Origin of the sequence: Streptomyces sp. NBC_00442 (assembly GCF_036014195.1) — a bacterium.
GTDB lineage: Bacteria > Actinomycetota > Actinomycetes > Streptomycetales > Streptomycetaceae > Streptomyces.
The window spans coordinates 5,576,230-5,595,119 of sequence record NZ_CP107918.1 but is presented as its reverse complement, the minus strand read 5'-3'; the positions used below and the strand labels follow the sequence as shown (position 1 = coordinate 5,595,119).

Here is an 18,890-nt window from a genome sequence, read left to right as displayed (position 1 = left end):
ATCCGTGATCCCGGTTTCGTTTGCGCAGCAGCGCCTGTGGCTGATCGACCAGATCGAGGGGCCCGGCCCCCTCTACAACCTGCCGTTCGCCCTGCGTCTGCGCGGCGCACTGGACCGGGATGCCCTGCGGGCGGCGACCGCGGACGTCGTCACCCGGCACGAGACGCTGCGCACGGTCTTCCCGGCCGTCGCGGGCGTCCCCGTGCAGCGGGTGGTGCCGGCCGACACCGCCGTCACGGATCTCGCCTTCGACGTCGTCGACTGCTCGGCGGACCCGCAGGTCTACCCGGCGCTGCGCGACGCGGCGGCGGCGTGGGCCTTCGACCTCGGCGCCGAACTGCCCCTGCGGGTCACGGTGTTCGCGCTCGGCCCCGAGGAACACGTGCTGCTCGTGGTGCTCCACCACATCGCCGGCGACGGCTGGTCCCAGGGCCCGTTCCTGCGCGACCTGGCCACCGCCTACACCGCCCGGTGCGCGGGCGGTGCCCCCGCCTGGGAGCCGCTGCCGGTGCGGTACGCCGACTACGCGCTGTGGCAGCGCCAGGTCCTCGGCGAGGACAGCGACCCGCAGAGCCTCCTCTCGCGGCAACTCGACTACTGGCGGGAGCGGCTGGCCGGAGCCCCCGAAGAGCTGGCGCTGCCTTTCGACCGCGCCAGACCGCCAGTGCCGAGCGCCCGCGCGGACGGGTTCGAGTTCCGGATCGACGCCGCACTGCACGGGCGGCTCGCCGCGTTGGCGCGCGCCCACCGGGTCACCCTGTTCATGGTGCTGCAGGCGGGTCTCGCCGCGCTGCTGACCCGTTTCGGCGCGGGCACGGACGTCCCCGTCGGCTCGGTGGTGACGGGCCGCACCGACGAGGCCCTCGACGACCTGGTCGGGTTCTTCGTCAACACCCTGGTGCTGCGCACCGACACCTCGGGCGACCCGACCTTCGGCGAGCTCCTCGGCCGGGTCCGCGAGACCCAGTTGCAGGCCCACGCCCACGAGGACGTGCCCTTCGAGCGCCTCGTCGAGGAGCTCAACCCGCTCCGCTCGCCGGCCCGCCACCCCTTGTTCCAGGTGATGTTCGTCCTGCAGAACAACGAACGGGCCGACTTCGGCCTGGCCGGCCTGCGCTGCGAGCCCGAGCCGCTCGGCCTGCGGGTCGCCAAGTTCGACCTCAACATCGGCATGACGGAGTGCTTCGGGGCCGACGGCACGCCCGGTGGTCTCACCGGCGCCGTCGAGTACGCGGCCGACCTGTTCGACCGGGCGACCGTGGAGCGGCTGGCCGCCTCGCTGGTGCGGCTCCTCGACGCGGTGGCTGCCCGCCCGCAGGCGCGGATCGGGGACGCCGTCCTGATCGGGCCCGAGGAGCGGGAGCGGATCCTGGCCGGCTGGAACGACACCGCGCGGGCGGAACTGCCCGAGGCGTCGCTGCCGGCGGCGTTCGCCGCGCAGGCGGCCCGGACACCGGACGCGGCGGCGGTGGTCGCGGACGGCGTGCGCCTCGGCTACGCCGAACTGGCCGACCGGGTGGACCGCCTGGCGCTGCGGCTGGCCGCGCTGGGCGTGCGCGCCGAGTCGCCGGTGGCCATGCTCCTGGAGCGCTCGGTGGACGTGGTCGTGGCCACGCTGGCCATTGTGCGGGCGGGCGGGGTCTACGTACCGCTGCACGCCGCCCTGCCTCCGGAGCGGCTGGCCTGGGTGCTGGCCGAGACCGGAGCGGTGGCCCTGCTCACCGACCGGACCGACCTCGGCTTCGAGCCGGCGGCCCGCGTGGTCCGCCCCGACGGGACCCCGGTGGCCGGCGGGTGCCCCGACCCGGCCCCGGAGCTGCCGCGGGTCCACCCGGAACAGCTCGCGTACGTGATGTACACCTCGGGTTCGACGGGCCTGCCCAAGGGCGTGGCCGTCCGGCACCGTGACGTGGTGGCCCTCGCGACGGACCACCGGTGGGAGGGCGGCGGTCACGAGCGGATCCTGCTGCACTCGCCGCACGCGTTCGACGCGTCGACCTACGAGCTGTGGGCGCCACTGCTGTCCGGCGGGACCGTCGTCGTCGCGCCGCCGGGCGCGCTCGACCCGGCCCGGCTGCGGACGGTGATCGCGCGCCACCGGGTCACGGCGCTCTGGCTGACCAAGGGTCTTTTCGATCTGGTCGCCGAGGAGAGCCCGGAGACCTTCGCCGGGCTGCGCGCGGTGACCACCGGCGGCGACGCGGCGTCGGCGACGGCGATGCGGCGGGTGCTCGACGCCTGCCCCGGTCTCGTCCTCGGCAATGGCTACGGCCCTACCGAGACGACGACGTTCGCCGCCTTCCACCTGGTCACCGCGCAGGACGCGGCCGGCGCCCGGGTGCCGATCGGCGCCCCCCTGGACAACATGGGGGCCTATGTCCTGGACGAGCGGCTCCAGCCGGTCCCCACGGGCGTTCCGGGTGAGCTGTACGTCAGCGGCGCGGGCCTGGCCCGCGGCTACCTGGGCCGGCCGGCCCTGACCGGCGAGCGGTTCGTGGCCTGCCCGTTCCTCGCGGGCGAACGGATGTACCGCACCGGCGACCTGGTGCGGTGGCGCGCCGACGGCACCCTGGAATACCTGGGCCGCGGCGACGACCAGGTCAAGATCCGCGGCTTCCGCATCGAACTCGGCGAGATCGAGGCCGCCCTCGGGCGGCACGAGGGCGTAGGCCAGGTCGTGGTCGTGGTCCGCGAGGACGACGGCGACAAGCGCCTGGTGGCCTACTGCACCCCGCAGGGCGCGCAGGGGGACCTCGCGGCCGATGTGCGCCGGCATGCCGTCGACAGCCTGCCCGGCTACATGGTTCCGCACGTCGTGGTCCTCGACGCCCTGCCGCGCAACGCCAACGACAAGGTCGACCGCAAGGCCCTGCCCGCACCGGACTTCACGGGCGGCGGGCCGGGCCGTGCCGCGCGCACCGAGCGGGAGCAGGTGCTGTGCGGCCTGTTCGCCTCGGTCCTGGGCGTGGACGCGGTGGGGATCGACGACGACTTCTTCGCCCTGGGCGGCCACTCCCTGCTCGCCACCCGGCTCATCACCCGCATCCGTTCGGTCCTGGGCGCCGAACTCTCCGTCGCCGACTTCTTCCAGGCACCCACGGTGGCCCGGCTCATCGACCGCCTGACGGATTCCACCACCCGCCCCGCACTGCGTCCTTCGGCCCGCCCCGACCGCCTTCCCCTCTCCTTCGCCCAGCAGCGGCTCTGGTTCATCGACCAGGTCGAGGGCCCGAGCGCCACCTACAACGTGCCGTTCGCCGTCCGTCTCCACGGTCCCCTCGACACCGGCGCGCTGGAGGCCGCCCTCGGTGACGTGGTGGCCCGCCACGAATCGCTGCGCACCGTCTTCCCCGCCCTCGACGGCGTCCCCCACCAGCTCGTCCTCGACACCCCGCCCGCGCCCCTGCTCACCCTCACCGACCGGCCCGCCGCCGAGGCCGGCGGCCACCTCTTCCACCTCGCGACCGACGTCCCCCTGCACGCCTACCTCATCGCCGAAGGACCCGACGAGCACGTCCTCGTTCTCGTCCTGCACCACATCGCCGGCGACGGCTGGTCCCTGCGCCCCCTGTTCACCGACCTCGCCACCGCCTACGAAGCCCGTCTCACCGACACCGCCCCCACCTGGGACGCCCTCCCCCTCCAGTACGCCGACTACACCCTGTGGCAGCACGAACTGCTCGGTGCGGGCGACACCGAGCACAGCCCCATCGGCACTCAACTCGCCTACTGGAAGCGCCAGTTGGCCGACCTTCCCGACGAGCTGTCGCTGCCCGCCGACCGGCCCCGTCCCGCCGAACCCAGCTATCGCGGCGGCGTCGTTCCCCTGGCGCTGGACTCCGCGCTCCACGCGCGCCTGACCGAGCTGGCCCGCGAGCACCACGTCACGCCGTTCATGCTGTTCCAGGCCGCGTTCGCCGCACTGCTCGGCCGCTACGGCGCGGGCGATGACGTGCCGCTGGGCACGCCCGTGGCGGGCCGCACCGAGGAGGCCCTCACCGATCTGGTCGGCTTCTTCACAAACACCCTGGTGCTGCGCGTCGACCTGTCGGGCCGGCCGAGCTTCGCGGACCTCCTGGCCCGCGTCCGCACCACCAGCCTCGCCGCCTACGCCCACCAGGACGTGCCCTTCGAACGCCTCGTCGAAGAACTCAACCCGGTCCGCTCCATGGCCCGCCACCCCCTCTTCCAGGTGATGCTGGCCTTCAACAACACCGGCGAGGGCGGTCTGCGCTTCCCCGGGGTCCGCGTGGAGGACGAGCCGCTCGACACCGCCTCCTCCCAGTTCGACCTGACCCTGAACCTGGCCGAGCGGGCGGCGGCCGACGGCGCCCCGGCGGGGCTCGACGGCGCTCTTGAGTACGCGAGCGACCTGTTCGACCGGGAGAGCGCCGAGCGTCTGGCGGCCGGTCTCGTGGCGCTGCTGCGCGGGGCCGCGGCGCAGCCCGCCCGCCCGCTGGACGACCTGGACCTTGTGCCGGACGGCGACCTCGAAGCGCTGGCCCGCTGGAACGACACCGAACTCGCCCTCGACCAGCGGCTGTTGCACGAACTGTTCGAGGCCCAGGCCGCCCGGACCCCGCAGGCCGTCGCCCTGGTCAGCGCGGGTACCGCGCTGACCTACCGGGAGCTGAACGAGCGGGCCAACCGGCTCGCCCACCGGCTCGTCGCCGCGGGCGTCGGCCCGGAGCGGATCGTCGCCCTCGCGCTCACCCGCTGCGCCGAATCGGTGACCGCCATCCTCGCGGTCCTCAAGGCCGGCGGCGCCTACCTGCCGCTGGACGCGGACTACCCCGCCGACCGCCTCACCCAGATGCTCGACGACGCGGCGCCGTTCCTCGCCGTCACGCACGAGCGCTGGCCCGTCCCGCACGTCCTGGACGGCATCGGCCTGGTGAGCCTGGACGAGACGGGACCGGCCGTGCCCGACACCGACCCCGGGCGCCGCCCGGGTGCGCGCAACGCCGCCTATGTGATCTACACGTCGGGCTCCACGGGTCGCCCCAAGGGCGTCGTGATCGAGCACCGCGGCGTGGCCAACCTGTACGCCTTCCATCGCTCCCGCACCATCGCCGAGGCCGAACGCGCCCACCCGGGGCGCCGGTTCCGCGCGGCGCTGACCGCCTCGCTGTCCTTCGACACATCCTGGGAAGGCCTCCTGTGGATGGTGGCGGGACACGAACTGCATCTGCTGGACGACGACCAGCGCCGCGACGCCCGAGCGGTGGTGCGCTACGCGGCCGAGGCCCGCGTCGACGTCATGGACGTCACTCCCACCTACGCCGAACAGCTCCTGGAGGAAGGGTTGTTGGAGCAGCGGCGCCTGCCGGTCCTCCTGATCGGCGGCGAGGCAGCGGGGCAGGCCCTGTGGAGCGCGCTGCGCGAGACGCCCGGCGTCACCGGGCACAACCTGTACGGTCCGACCGAGTACTCCGTCGACGCGCTGCACGCCCGTCTCGCCGAGCACGAAGAGCCGCTGATCGGGCGGCCGGTGGCCAACACCCGGGTGTACGTGCTGGACGCGGGCCTGCGCGTGGTCCCGCCCGGCGTCGCGGGCGAGCTCTACATCTCCGGCGCCGGCATGGCCCGCGGCTACCTCGGCCGCCCCGCCCTCACCGCGGAACGCTTCGTCGCCGACCCCTTCACCCCCGGCGAGCGCATGTACCGCACCGGCGACCTCGCCCGCCGCACCCGCGACGGCGACCTCGAATACCTCGGCCGCACCGACCACCAGGTCAAGATCCGCGGCTTCCGCATCGAACTCGGCGAGATCGAGACCGTCCTCACCCAGCATCCGCACGTGTCCCAGGCGGTCGTCATCGCCGACCAGGGCCGGCTCGCCGCCTACATCACCGGCACCGCCCAGGCGGCCGACGTACGCGCGTACGCCGCGGGCCTCCTGCCCAACTACATGGTGCCGTCCGCCGTGGCCGTGCTCGACGCGCTCCCCCTGAACGTCAACGGCAAGCTCGACCGCAAGGCCCTCCCGGCCCCGGAATTCACCGGCACCAGCGAAGGCCGCGCCCCCCGCACACCCCGCGAGAACATTCTGTGCGAACTCTTCGCCGAGGTGCTCGGCCTGACGGCCCTCTCCATCGACGACAGTTTCTTCGACCTCGGCGGCCACTCCCTGCTCGCGACCCGGCTGTTGAGCCGCGTCCGTACCGTGCTCGGCGCCGACCTCGGCATCCGCACCCTCTTCGAACACCCCACCGTCGCCGGCCTCGGCGACCACCTCGACAGTGACGCCGCGGCCCGTCCCGCGCTCGTCGCCGGGCCCCGCCCCGAGGCCGTCCCGCTGTCCTTCGCGCAGCAGCGCCTGTGGCTGATCGACCGGATGGAGGGCCCGAGCGCCCGCTACAACGTGCCCGTCGCGCTGCGGCTGCGCGGCGCCCTCGACGACGCGGCCCTGAACGCGGCGCTCGCCGATGTCGTCGGCCGCCACGAGAGCCTGCGCACCGTCGTGACCGAGACCGGCGGCCTGCCGTGCCAGCACGTCCTGCCCGCCGAGCGGGCCGGCTTCGTCCTCGACGTCGTCGAGTGCGCCGAGGACGAGGCCCCCGCGGTGGCGGAAGCCTTCGCGCGGCGCCCCTTCGACCTGGCCACGGACATCCCGGCGCGGGCCGCGCTGCTGCGCATCGCGCCGCGCGAGCATCTGCTGCTCCTCGTCCTGCACCACATCGCGGACGACGGCTGGTCGACCGGCCCGCTGATCCGCGACCTGACCACCGCCTACACCGCCCGGTGCGCGGGCGAGGCCCCCGGCTGGGAGCCGCTGCCGGTCCAATACGCCGACTACGCGCTGTGGCAGCGCGCGGTGCTGGGCGACGAGGAGCGGGCCGACAGCCTGATATCCCGTCAACTCGCATATTGGAGCCAGACCTTGACGGGCCTTCCGGAGGAGCTGGCACTGACCGCGGACCGGGTGCGGCCAACCGTGCCGAGCCACCGGGCCGGGCGCGTCACCGTGACGCTCGACGCCGAGCTCCACGCGCGGCTGCGGGCGTTGGCGCGGACGCACCGGGTCACCCTGTTCATGGTGCTGCAGGCCGGCCTCGCGGCCCTGGTCTCGCGCCTGGGCGGCGGCACCGACGTGCCGATCGGGACGGCCGTCGCGGGCCGCTCGCACGAGGCCCTCGACGACCTCGTCGGGTTCTTCGTCAACACCCTGGTGCTGCGCACCGACACCTCGGGCGACCCCACCTTCGGGGAGCTCCTGGCCCGTGTCCGCGAGACCGACCTGGCCGCCTACGCCCACCAGGACCTGCCGTTCGAGCGTCTCGTCGAGGAGCTGAACCCGGTCCGCTCGACAGCGCGCCACCCGCTGTTCCAGATCATGCTCGTCCTGCAGAACAACGAGCGGGCCGCGTGGGAGCTGCCCGGTCTCGACACCGCCGCGGAGTCCACCGGGGCCATTGCCGCCAAGTTCGACCTCAACGCCATCATGGAGGAGTCCTACGACGGCGACGGCAACCCGGCCGGCATCGACGGCGCCCTGGACTTCGCCACCGACCTGTTCGACACGGCGACGGCGGAGCGGATCGCGGGGAGCCTGGTCCGGCTGCTCGCGGCGGCGGCCGCCGCGCCCGACGCCCCCGTCGGCACGCTCGACGTCCTCGGGGACGAGGAACGCCGGCTGCTGCTCGTCGAGCGCAACGACACCGCGCGCCCCGCGGTCACCGAGCCGACCCTGACCGCCGCGTTCGCGGCTCAGGCGGCCCGCACGCCGGACGCCGTGGCCGTCGCGGCCGACGACGTCACGTACACCTACCGCGAGTTGGACGAGGCGACCGACCGGATGGCGGTCCGCCTCGCGGGGCTCGGCGTCGACCGCGAGACTCCGGTGGCGCTGCTGATGGAGCGTTCGGCGGACGTCGTCGTCGCCACCCTCGCCGTCCTGAAGGCGGGCGGCGTGTACGTGCCGCTGCACACCACGCTGCCGCCGGAGCGGCTCGCCCGGATCCTGGCCGAGACCCGCGCCGCCGTCCTGGTGAGCGACCGCGACGAGCTGGGCTTCGACGTGGACCTCCCGGTCGTCCGTCCGGACTCCGACGGCGACCGGGAGGCTGCCCCCGTGGGCTTCGCTCCGGTGGACGTCCACCCGGACCAGCTGGCCTACGCGATGTACACCTCGGGCTCGACGGGCCTGCCCAAGGGTGTGGCCATCACGCACCGGGACGTCGTCGCCTTCGCCACCGACCACCGGTTCACGACCGACGCCCCCGACCGGATGCTGCTGCACTCGCCGCACGCGTTCGACGCGGCGACCTACGAGCTGTGGGTGCCGCTGCTCTCGGGCGGCACCGTCGTGGTGGCCCCCGCGGGCGCCCTCGATCCCGTCCGTCTGCGCGCGGCCGTGGAGGAGTTCGGGGTGTCCTCGCTTTTCCTCACCAAGGGGCTGTTCGACCTGGTCGCGGAGGAGGCCCCGGAGACCTTCGCCGGCCTGCGCGTGGTCGCCACCGGCGGCGACGCGGCGTCGGCGACCACGATGCGGCGCGTCCTTGAGCGCGTGCCGGGCCTGCTGGTCCAGAACCTGTACGGCCCCACCGAGATCACCACGGCCGCCACCGCGCACCCCGTCGCCGTCTCCGACCTGGCGACCGGGCGCGTGCCGATCGGCGGCCCGCTCGACAACACCCGGGTGTACGCGCTCGACGACCGCCTGGAGCCGGTCGCGGTCGGCGTGCCCGGTGAGCTGTACGTCGCGGGCGCCGGGCTCGCCCGCGGCTACCTGGGCCGGCCCGCCCTGACCGGCGAGCGGTTCGTGGCCTGCCCGTTCCTCGCGGGCGAGCGGATGTACCGCACCGGCGACCTGGTGCGGTGGCGCGCCGACGGCACCCTGGAGTTCCGGGGCCGCGGCGACGACCAGGTCAAGATCCGCGGGTTCCGCATCGAACTGGGCGAGATCGAGGCCGAGTTGATGGGGTGCGAAGGGGTCGGGCAGGTCGTGGTCGTGGTCCGCGAGGACGACGGCGACAAGCGCCTGGTGGCCTACTGCACCCCGCAGGGCGACCGGCCGGCCCTCGCCGAAGGACTCCGACAGCACGCCGTGCGGTCCCTGCCTCCGCACATGGTCCCCGCGGCGATCGTGGTCCTGGACGCCCTGCCCCTGAACACCAGCGGCAAGGTGGACCGCAAGCGGCTGCCCGAGCCGGCCCGTGGGACGGAGCTGCCGGGACGCGAGCCCCGTACGCCGCGGGAGCAGGTGCTGTGCGGCCTGTTCGCCTCGGTCCTGGGCGTGGACGCGGTGGGGATCGACGACGACTTCTTCGCCCTGGGCGGCCACTCCCTGCTCGCCACCCGGCTCATCACCCGCATCCGTTCGGTCCTGGGCGCCGAACTCTCCGTCGCCGATCTCTTCCAGGCCCCCACCGTCGCCCGGCTCACCGACCGGCTCACCGCCTCCATTCCCCGCCCCGCACTGCGCCCGGCGGCCCGCCCCGACCGCCTTCCCCTCTCCTTCGCCCAGCAGCGGCTCTGGTTCATCGACCAGGTCGAGGGCCCGAGCGCCACCTACAACGTGCCGTTCGCCGTCCGTCTCCACGGTCCCCTCGACACCGGCGCGCTGGAGGCCGCCCTCGGTGACGTGGTGGCCCGCCACGAATCGCTGCGCACCGTCTTCCCCAGCGTCGAGGGCATCCCCCACCAGCTCGTCCTCGACACCCCGCCCGCGCCCCTGCTCACCCTCACCGACCGGCCCGCCGCCGACGTCACCCGTCACCTCTTCCACCTCGCGACCGACGTCCCCCTGCACGCCTACCTCATCGCCGAAGGACCCGACGAGCACGTCCTCGTTCTCGTCCTGCACCACATCGCCGGCGACGGCTGGTCCCTGCGCCCCCTGTTCACCGACCTCGCCACCGCCTACGAAGCCCGTCTCACCGACACCGCCCCCACCTGGGACGCCCTCCCCCTCCAGTACGCCGACTACACCCTGTGGCAGCACGAACTGCTCGGTGCGGGCGACACCCGGGAGACTCCGTTGGGCGACCAACTCACCTATTGGAAAGACCAGTTGGCGGACCTGCCCGACGAACTGTCCCTCCCCACCGACCGGCCCCGGCCGGCCGAGGCCAGCTACCGCGGTGACGTGGTGCGCAGGGAGTTCGGCCCGGAGGTGCACGCGCGGCTGACCGAGCTGGCGCGCGAGCACCACGTCACGCCGTTCATGCTGTTCCAGGCCGCGTTCGCCGCACTGCTCGGCCGCTACGGCGCCGGGGACGACATTCCGGTCGGATCACCGGTGGCGGGCCGCACCGAGGAAGCGCTCACCGACCTCGTCGGGCTCTTCGCCAACACGCTGGTGGCCCGCGTCGACCTGTCGGGCCGGCCCAGCTTCGCGGACCTCCTGGCCCGCGTCCGCACCACCAGCCTCGCCGCCTACGCCCACCAGGACGTGCCCTTCGAACGCCTCGTCGAAGAACTCAACCCGGTCCGCTCCATGGCCCGCCACCCCCTCTTCCAGGTGATGCTGTCGTTGAACAACACCGCCGAGGCCGACCTCGACTTCCCCGGTGCGACGGTGCGACCCGAGCCCGTCGAGGAGTCCGGCTCGGCCAAGTTCGACCTCCTCCTCGGCCTGGCCGAGCGGCACGACCCCGACGGAGCACCGGCCGGGCTCGACGGCGCCCTCGAATACGCGAGCGACCTGTTCGACCGCGAGACCGCCGAGGAGCTGCTGGCCGCGCTCGGGCGTCTGCTGCACCAGGTGGTGGCGTACCCGGACCTGCCCGTCGGCTCGCTCGACCTGCTGGCGGACGGCGACCTCGCGGCGCTCGTGCGGGGCAATGACACCGCCCGGCCGCTGGTGGCGGGCACCGTCGCCGATCTGATCGGCGCGCAGGCCGCCCGCACCCCGGACGCGCCCGCGGTCATCGACGGCGAAACGGTCGTCAGCTACGCCCAGTTGGACGCGCGCGCCGACCGGCTCGCCCGCCGCCTCGCCGCGGCCGGCGCCGCCCCGGAACGGCTCGTCGCCATCGCCCTGCCCCGGTCGGCCGACTTCTGCGTCGCCGCCCTCGCGGTGCAGCGGACGGGAGCGGCGTACGTACCGCTCGACCCGCGCCAGCCGGCGCAGCGCGTGGAGGCGATCCTCGCCGAGGCCGCCCCGGCCCTGCTGCTCACCGACGGCGCGGTGACCCTGAATGTCCCGGGCCTGCCGGTGATCCGCACCGATCAGGAACCCCGAGCGGGACGGGACGGGTACGACGGCGGCGCGGACGCCGAAGGCCCGGCCTGGCAGCCGGCCCCGGTCACGCACGACCACGCCGCGTACGCGATCTTCACTTCCGGCTCGACGGGCAAGCCCAAGGGCGTCGTCGTCACGCACGGCGGTCTGGTCAACTTCCTTGCCACGATGGCCGACCGCTTCCCGCTGGACGCCGAGGACCGGGTCCTCGCACTGACCACGCTCGCCTTCGACATCTCCGCCCTGGAGATGTACCTGCCGCTGATCGCCGGTGCGGCGGTGGTCGTCGCGGACGACGACACCGTGCGCGATCCGGGCGCGCTCGCCGCCCTGATCGAACGTTCGAGGACCACCGTGGTCCAGGCCACCCCCAGCCTGTGGCAGGCCCTGCTCGCCGAGCACGCGGACGCGGTCCGCGGCCTGCGGCTGCTGGTCGGCGGCGAGGCACTGCCGCCCGCCCTCGCCGACGCGATGCGCTCCCTTTCGCCCGAGGTCACCAACCTGTACGGACCGACGGAGACCACCGTGTGGTCGACGGCCGCCACCCTCGGCCCGGACACCGCCAAGCCCCTGATCGGGCGGCCGGTGGCCAACACCCGGGTGTACGTGCTGGACGCGGGCCTGCGCATGGTCCCGCCCGGCGTCGCGGGCGAGCTCTACATCTCCGGCGCGGGTCTGGCCCGCGGCTACCTCGGCCGCCCCGCCCTCACCGCGGAACGTTTCGTCGCCGACCCCTTCGCGCCGGGTGAGCGCATGTACCGCACCGGCGACCTCGCCCGCCGCACCCGCGACGGCGACCTCGAATACCTCGGCCGCACCGACCACCAGGTCAAGATCCGCGGCTTCCGCATCGAACTCGGCGAGGTCGAAGCCGTCCTCACCCAGCACCCCGGCGTCACCCAGGCGGTCGTCGTCGCCCACCAGGACCGCCTCGCCGCCTACCTCACCGGCACCGCCCAGGCGGCCGACGTACGCGCGTACGCCGCGGGCCTCCTGCCCAACTACATGGTGCCGTCCGCCGTGGCCGTGCTCGACGCGCTCCCCCTCAACGTCAACGGAAAACTCGACCGCAAGGCCCTGCCCGCCCCCGAGTTCACCGGCGCCAGGACCGGCCGCCCGCCCCACACGCCCCGCGAATCCCTCCTCACCGAACTCTTCGCCGAGGTGCTCGGACTCACCTCCGTCACCATTGACGACGGCTTCTTCGACCTCGGCGGCCACTCCCTGCTCGCCACCCGGCTGTTGAGCCGCGTCCGCGCCGTGCTCGGCGCCGACCTCGGCATCCGCACCCTCTTCGAACACCCCACCGTCGCCGGCCTCGCCCACCACCTCGATGGCGAACACAGCGCGCGGGACGCCTTCGACGTGCTGCTCCCGCTGCGTACCGGAGGCACCCGAGCCCCGCTCTTCTGTGTGCACCCGGCCGCCGGCATCAGCTGGGTCTACTCGGGACTACTGCGCCATCTGACGGCGGACCAGCCGGTGTACGGCCTGCAGGCGCCGGGGCTGCGGGGCGGCACTCCGGACAGCATCGACGCCATGGCGGCCGAGTACCTGCGAAGGATCCGCTCGGTCCAGCCGGCCGGCCCCTACCACCTGCTCGGCTGGTCGTTCGGCGCCGTGGTCGCCCACGCGGTCGCCGTGCTCCTCCAGGAGCAGGGGGAGCAGGTCGCCTCCCTGACGCTGCTCGACGGCTACCCGGTGACCCCGGCCGCGGAGCCCGCGGCCGCCCCCGGCCCGCTCGTGGAGGAGGACCCGGTCGCCATGCTCCTGGCATCGCTGGGCTACGAGGACGGCGCGGACGCCGAGGAGGGCCTGGCGGCACTGGAAGCCATGCTCGGGCCGGCCGCCGCCGATCTGCCCCGTATCTACACCGAGCACCACGTGCTCCTGGACGCGCACCGCCCGGGTGTCTTCGACGGCGATGCCCTGTTCGTCGGCGCCTCGCTCGACAAGCCCGACGACTGGCCGTACGAGGGTGCCTGGCGCCCCCACGTGACCGGCCTGATCGAACACCACACCATCGCCTGCTCGCACGGCGCGATGACCCGGCCCGGCCCGATCGCCGCCATCGCGGAGGCGGTCGCCAAGAGGCTGGCCACGACGGATCAGGGAGAGACCCGATGAGTACGACGTACGCGCCCGGGAAACCGCCGGCGCCGCACAGCCCGCCACGGCGCCGCTGGGGCCTGTGGGGCTCGGCCGACTTCCGCCGGCTGTGGCTGGGGGAGACGGTCAGCGGCCTGGGAACCGCCATCGGCAACGTGTCGCTCTCCCTGGTGGCGGCGGTGTCGCTGCACGCGAGCCCGCTCCTGATGGGCGTGCTGACGGCGGCCGCCTGGATACCGTGGCTTTTCATCGGCCTGCCGGCCGGCGCCTGGGTGGACCGCTGGCGGCGCCGCAAGGTGATGCTGGTCTGCGACCTCGCCCTGATGGTGCTGTTCGCCAGCGTGCCGGTCGCCGCCTGGACGGGACGGCTCACCGTCGTCCACGTGGTGGCGGTGGCCCTGCTGTCCGGCGTCGCCAAGGTGTTCTTCAGCACCGCGTACGGCGCCCTGCTGCCCTCCGTGGTCGACTCCGCCGACATCATGGAGGCGAACACCAAACTGCGGGGCGGCGAGGCCGCGGCGGAGGTCGCGGGCCCCGGTGTGGCGGGACTGCTCACGCAGCTGCTCGGCGCGGTCACGGGACTGTTCGCGGACGCCCTGAGCTACCTGGTCTCCGCGTTCTGCCTCAGCCGGATCGACGTCCGGGAGGAACCCCCGCCGCCGGCGCAACGACGCGCCCTGCGGCACGAGATCGCCGAGGGCCTCCGCTTCCTGCTCGGCGACCCCTACCTGCGCGCGCTGGCCTGCTTCGCCATGCTGGGCAACCTCGCCCTCAACGGCATCCAGGCCGTCCAGACGGTGTTCCTGCTGCGGGACGCCGGCCTGGCGCCCGGCTCCGTCGGCACCGTGTTCGCGGTGGTCAGCGCCGGCGGTCTGGCCGGCGCGGCGGTCGCGGGCCGGATCGCACGCCGCTTCGGGAGCGCCCGCGGACTGCTGCTCTGCATGTTCGTGGTCGCCCCCTTCATCTTCCTCGTGCCGCTCGGCGGACGGCAGTTGCCCATCGCGGTGAGCGCGGTGGCCTGGGGCGTGGCGGTGTGCGGAGTGATCGCGGGCAACGTCATCGCGGGCAGCTTCTACCAGACCTACTGCCCGACCGAACTCCTCGGCCGGGTCCGGGCCAGCAGCTCCACCATCAGTTACGGGGCGATCCCCGTCGGAGCCCTGCTGGGCGGCGCGCTCGGCGACGCGCTGGGCACCCGGACCACGATCTGGATCATGTCCACGGTCCTCCTCGGCGCCGCCCTGGTCCTGCTCGCGAGCCCGGTCCGCCGCCTGCGGGACTTCCCCGCCCGAAAGGAGAGCTGAACCCCCATGCGCATCAGGCCACTTCGGGCGGCGGACAGCGAACCCCTCGCCGAGCTCTACCTCCGGGACCGGGAGTTCCTGCGGCAGTGGGAACCCGACGAGCCCGACGCGTTCTTCACCCCGCGGGGACAGCACGAGTCCGTCGCGGAGGCCCTGCGGGAATCCGCGGCCGGGCGGATGCTGCCCTGGATCATGGAGCTCGACGGGCGACCGGTCGGCCGGATCAACCTCACCAACATCGCGCTGGGCCACCTGATGGGCGCCTCGGTCGGTTACTGGGTGCCGCGGGCGTTCGGCGGCCGGGGGTACGCGAGCAGCGCCGTCGGCCAGCTCCTGGAGATCGCCTTCTTCGAGCTCGGGCTGCACCGGATCGACGCGTACGTCCGGCTCGACAACGCGGCGTCCCGGCGCGTCCTCGACAAGCACGGGTTCCGGGCCGTGGGCGTCTCGCGCGGCCATCTGCACGCCGGAGGCCGCTGGCACGACCAGGTCTGCCTCCAGAAGCTCGCCCCCTGGGACGACGGCGAGCGGCTGGGCCCCGGCTTCGACGACGCGTACCTCGCTCTGACCGTCTGACCTCAGCGCCTTCGGTCCCGTCACCTCACCGTCAACTCACCTGATCCGTAACCCACTTCACTTCACTTCACTTCACTTCGCTCGACACCCCTTCGCACCCCTGCGAACCACAACGTTCCGGAGGAACACCATGAACAAGCCCGCCCGCACCGCCCGCACCCGCCACTACCTCATGTGCCGCCCGACGCACTTCGAGGTCACCTACGCGATCAACCCGTGGATGGACCCGGCCAAGCCGGTGGACACCGATCTCGCCATCGCCCAGTGGGAGCAGCTGTTCGCCCTCCACCAGGAGCTCGGCCACACCGTCGACCTGATCGACCCGCTCCCCGGCTACCCCGACATGGTGTACGCGGCCAACGGCGCGACCGTGGTGGACGGCAAGGTCCTCGGGGTCCGGTTCCGCAACATCGAGCGCGCCGCCGAGGGGCCCGCCTACCTCGACTGGTTCCGCACGCACGGCTTCGCCGAGCTCCACGACCCGGCCCATGTCAACGAGGGCGAGGGGGACTTCCTGGTCACCCGCAGCTGGCTGCTGGCCGGGACCGGCTTCCGCAGCGCGCCCGAGGGGCATGCGGAGGCGCAGGAGTTCTTCGGCCGGCCGGTGATCGGCCTGAACCTCGTGGACCCGCGGTTCTACCACCTCGACACCGCTCTCACCGTCCTCGACGGTGACGAGATCATGTACTTCCCCGAGGCCTTCTCGCCGGGCAGCCGTGCCGTGCTCGAACGTCTCTTTCCCGACGCGATCCGGGTCAGCGAGGCCGACGCGGAGGTGTTCGGCCTCAACGCGGTCAGCGACGGCTACCACGTCATCCTGCCGGAGGCCGCCACGGGTGTGGCGCGCCAGCTGCGGGAGCGGGGCTTCGAGCCCATCGGCCTGGACCTGTCGGAACTCCTCAAGGGAGGTGGCAGCGTCAAGTGCTGCACCTTGGAGATCCGTCACCGCACGACCGCCGTCTGACGCGCGGCGCCGGCGGGCCGGCTCCCGCCGACTCCCACCGGCGACCTCCACCGACCCACCCATCACCGCCCCACCCCTCCACCAACCCACCCGGCGCCGACCGAACACCGAGGTCTCGATGCCCGCAACTCTCCCGAACACCGTCCTTGCCCCCTCCGGCCGGCGGCCCCGCGTGCTCACCGCCGCCCCTCTGCCCACGCCCGTGCCCACACCGGTGCCCACGCCCACGCCCCTGGCCCTGCCCCGCCCGCACGAGCTGGACATCTGGCAGGTGACGGTCGGCGAACAGGAGGAGGCGACGGCCGACGTCCAACGGGTCCTGGACGCGGCCGAACGCCGGCGCTGGAGCCAGTTCCGCTCCCCCGCCGACCGGAACCGTTACGCCACCGCACACCTGGCCCTGCGCCGGCTGCTCGGCTCCTATCTCGCCGTCGATCCGGCCGACGTGGTCCTGGACCGCGAACCCTGCCCGCTGTGCGCGGAGCCCCACGGCCGCCCCGCCGTGCCCGGTTCCGGGCTGCACTTCTCGCTCTCCCACAGCGGCGACCAGGTGCTCCTCGCGTTCGGGCCGACTCCGGTCGGTGTGGACGTGGAGCGCCTGCCCGACGCGGCGGTCGCGGACGAACTCGCGACCACCCTGCACCCGCGGGAGACCGCCGAGTTGGCGCTGCTCGCGGGGCCCGAGGACCGGCGGGCCGCCTTCGGCCGCTGCTGGTGCCGCAAGGAGGCCTATCTGAAGGGCATCGGCACGGGGCTCGGCGTTTCGCCCGACGTCGACTACGTGGGCACCGGCCCCGGCCCGGCCGGCCTCCCCAGGTGGACCCTGATGGATCTCACCGTGGCCCGGGGGTACGCCGCGGCCGTCGCCTACGCGGCTCCCGGTCCGCCGCACGGGCCGTCGAGCCAGGCCGGAGATCGGGCCGGAGATCAGGAATATATCGGCTGAACATCGCGGCCAGGTTCCATGAACCGATCCAGCCCTTCGGCAGCGACCACCGAGAGGAACAGCCGAACATGACCAGCGAGGAGCCAAGGCGCATCCCCACCGAGGCGGAGGCGCGGGCGGCCTTCGTCGCCGTGGTGGGCGGCGCGGCGGCCGACCCCGAGCGGGTGCGCGCCCTGGCTGCGGCCGACCCGGCGCTCGCCGGGACGACCGCCGACATGGACTCGCTGCTCGACGCGCTCGCCGCCCGTGCGGCCGCGGGCCGGGGTCCGGGCGCACGCTGGGGCATGGACCTGGTGACGGGCGAACTGCGCCGCGTCCACGCCCCGGATGTGCCCGCGACCGGCGGGACGGCCGCGGGACCGCCGGTCGGCGCCGCGGCCGGGTTCACCTGGCTGAGCGCCGTCGAGGAGGGTCTCGCCCAGCAGTGCGAGTCGGTGATCGCCGAGCGGCTCACCGCACCCGGTCTCCGGATCCCGCGCCTGGACCTCCGCCCGGCCTGCTCCGGGTCCTGCCACCCGGCCGACTGCGAGAGCTGCGCCGTCGCACCGCTGCGCGCGTCCGGCACCCTCGTGGTGCACGACGTGTCGGAGCTGCTCTCCCTGCCCGCCTGCGCGCTGCGCCTCGCCCCGGGCCGGGAGACCGTCATCGCCACGGCGGCGGTGCGTTCCGCCGCCGTCCACCGCGCCGTCGACCGCGCGCTGCGCGGCCGCCTCCGGGCCGTACCCGCCGTGCGCCCGGACCAGGAGTGCCCGCCGTCCGCGTCCCGTACGGCCCCCGTCCAGTGGTCCCGCCCCTTCGACGCCCTGCGCGCCGGCGGCTGGTCACCCGCGGCGGTCCTGCTCGACCACGACCCGGGCGCCGTCGCGGGCCGGCCCTACCTGGTCCAGGTGGTCCTGCCCGACCCCCTCCCGGCCCGCCCCGCGCACGCGTCTTCCGCCCCACGCGCGATCGCCTGAACCCGCCCGTGCCACCCCCCGGCCCTGCCGGCGCCCCCGGTTACCGCTCTCGCGCAGCCTTGGCCGAGGTGCTGACGCAGTGCTTGCACGGGCGAAGCGTCTCCAGCTCGCGCCGGGTGGCTGCGCGCGCAGTGTTGAGGACGCGGCCGGATTCGTCCACGGGGAAGTGATCGCAGCCCAACCGGTGCCGCATCCGGGCCGGGGCCCCGGTCGCAGTGCCGTCCAACGTGACCGGTTCATGGATGACGTTGATGTCCGGCCAGGCGCCATGAGCGCGGTCGAACCACTCGATGAAGTCCCTGACCGTGCCGATCTGGCTCACCCGGTCGCGCACGGCGGTCTGGTCGTGCCCTTGGACGAAGTCCTTGCCGGCGGGGATCTTCTCGCCGCACCCGCAGAGGCAGGAGACCTGCTCGGCCGCGGCGTCGTAGTACCCGATCGGGTTGCGCTGCGGCGGGATCGGAGAGGGCTTGCCCACGTGGGCGTCGTGGACGGGGTGCCCCGCGGCGAGGATCTCGCCGTGGATCACGGACCGCCGCCCGCTCGCCTTCCCGCCCGTCCCGGTCGGCACCGGCTCGATGCGGTCGATCTCGACGGCGAGCACCCCGGCGCCGTCGAAGATCATGAGGGCGAAGCGCTCCTTGTGGGCACGCTCACCAAGGTGCCAGGCGCCGTGACCGGCGTCGTACAGGGCGATCGGGCTCATGGTGGAGCTGTAGCCGGTACGGTCCCGTCCGAGGTCGTCGTCGGCGGGGTCGACCCTCTGCTCGGGGCCAAGGTTGATCACGATCATCGACGGGCACTCCTGAGTCGATACATTGGATCTCGGGATGCATAAAGTATCCCG

At 73.7% G+C, this 18,890-nt stretch carries 6 protein-coding genes and 1 pseudogene; 6 read left to right on the top strand and 1 reads right to left on the bottom strand.

The genetic code is table 11. From position 1 onward, the window contains the following. Window positions 1-4: 4 nt before the first annotated feature. The 6 genes and pseudogenes from OG432_RS25125 to OG432_RS25100 all read left to right on the top strand — a co-directional run. Window positions 5-13,315 (top strand): annotated as a pseudogene (locus OG432_RS25125) (amino acid adenylation domain-containing protein); the annotation flags it as partial. Further along, complete coding sequence (locus OG432_RS25120; RefSeq protein ID WP_328313222.1) at window positions 13,312-14,601, top strand: MFS transporter; 1,290 nt, start codon at window positions 13,312-13,314, stop codon at window positions 14,599-14,601. The pseudogene OG432_RS25125 and the gene OG432_RS25120, both read left to right, overlap by 4 nt. Before the next feature lie 6 nt (window positions 14,602-14,607). Further along, on the top strand, window positions 14,608-15,177 hold the full coding sequence (locus tag OG432_RS25115; protein WP_328313221.1) for a GNAT family N-acetyltransferase: 570 nt from the start codon (window positions 14,608-14,610) through the stop codon (window positions 15,175-15,177). Between the two features lie 130 nt (window positions 15,178-15,307). Beyond that, window positions 15,308-16,141, top strand: coding sequence for a dimethylargininase (gene ddaH, locus OG432_RS25110; RefSeq protein WP_328313220.1), 834 nt, complete (start codon window positions 15,308-15,310; stop codon window positions 16,139-16,141). A gap of 118 nt (window positions 16,142-16,259) precedes the next feature. Then, window positions 16,260-17,087 carry a 4'-phosphopantetheinyl transferase family protein gene (locus tag OG432_RS25105; RefSeq protein WP_328313219.1) on the top strand — a complete coding sequence of 276 codons (828 nt, stop codon included), beginning with the start codon at window positions 16,260-16,262 and terminating at the stop codon, window positions 17,085-17,087. A gap of 68 nt (window positions 17,088-17,155) precedes the next feature. Then, on the top strand, window positions 17,156-18,043 hold the full coding sequence (locus tag OG432_RS25100) for a hypothetical protein (protein ID WP_328313218.1): 888 nt from the start codon (window positions 17,156-17,158) through the stop codon (window positions 18,041-18,043). Window positions 18,044-18,083: 40 nt separating this feature from the next. Here the strand turns inward: OG432_RS25100 and OG432_RS25095 are convergent, their stop codons facing one another. Next, window positions 18,084-18,836 carry a hypothetical protein gene (locus tag OG432_RS25095; protein ID WP_328313217.1) on the bottom strand — a complete coding sequence of 251 codons (753 nt, stop codon included), beginning with the start codon at window positions 18,834-18,836 and terminating at the stop codon, window positions 18,084-18,086. Window positions 18,837-18,890 lie beyond the last annotated feature (54 nt).

What these genes read in the sequence shown, in the direction of transcription:
- OG432_RS25115 (WP_328313221.1), top strand. Translation starts at nt 14,608, where the DNA reads ATGCGCATCAGGCCACTTCGGGCGGCGGACAGCGAACCCCTCGCCGAG.
- OG432_RS25105 (WP_328313219.1), top strand. Translation starts at nt 16,260, where the DNA reads ATGCCCGCAACTCTCCCGAACACCGTCCTTGCCCCCTCCGGCCGGCGG.
- OG432_RS25095 (WP_328313217.1), bottom strand. Translation starts at nt 18,836, where the DNA reads ATGATCGTGATCAACCTTGGCCCCGAGCAGAGGGTCGACCCCGCCGAC.
- OG432_RS25100 (WP_328313218.1), top strand. Translation starts at nt 17,156, where the DNA reads ATGACCAGCGAGGAGCCAAGGCGCATCCCCACCGAGGCGGAGGCGCGG.
- ddaH (WP_328313220.1), top strand. Translation starts at nt 15,308, where the DNA reads ATGAACAAGCCCGCCCGCACCGCCCGCACCCGCCACTACCTCATGTGC.
- OG432_RS25120 (WP_328313222.1), top strand. Translation starts at nt 13,312, where the DNA reads ATGAGTACGACGTACGCGCCCGGGAAACCGCCGGCGCCGCACAGCCCG.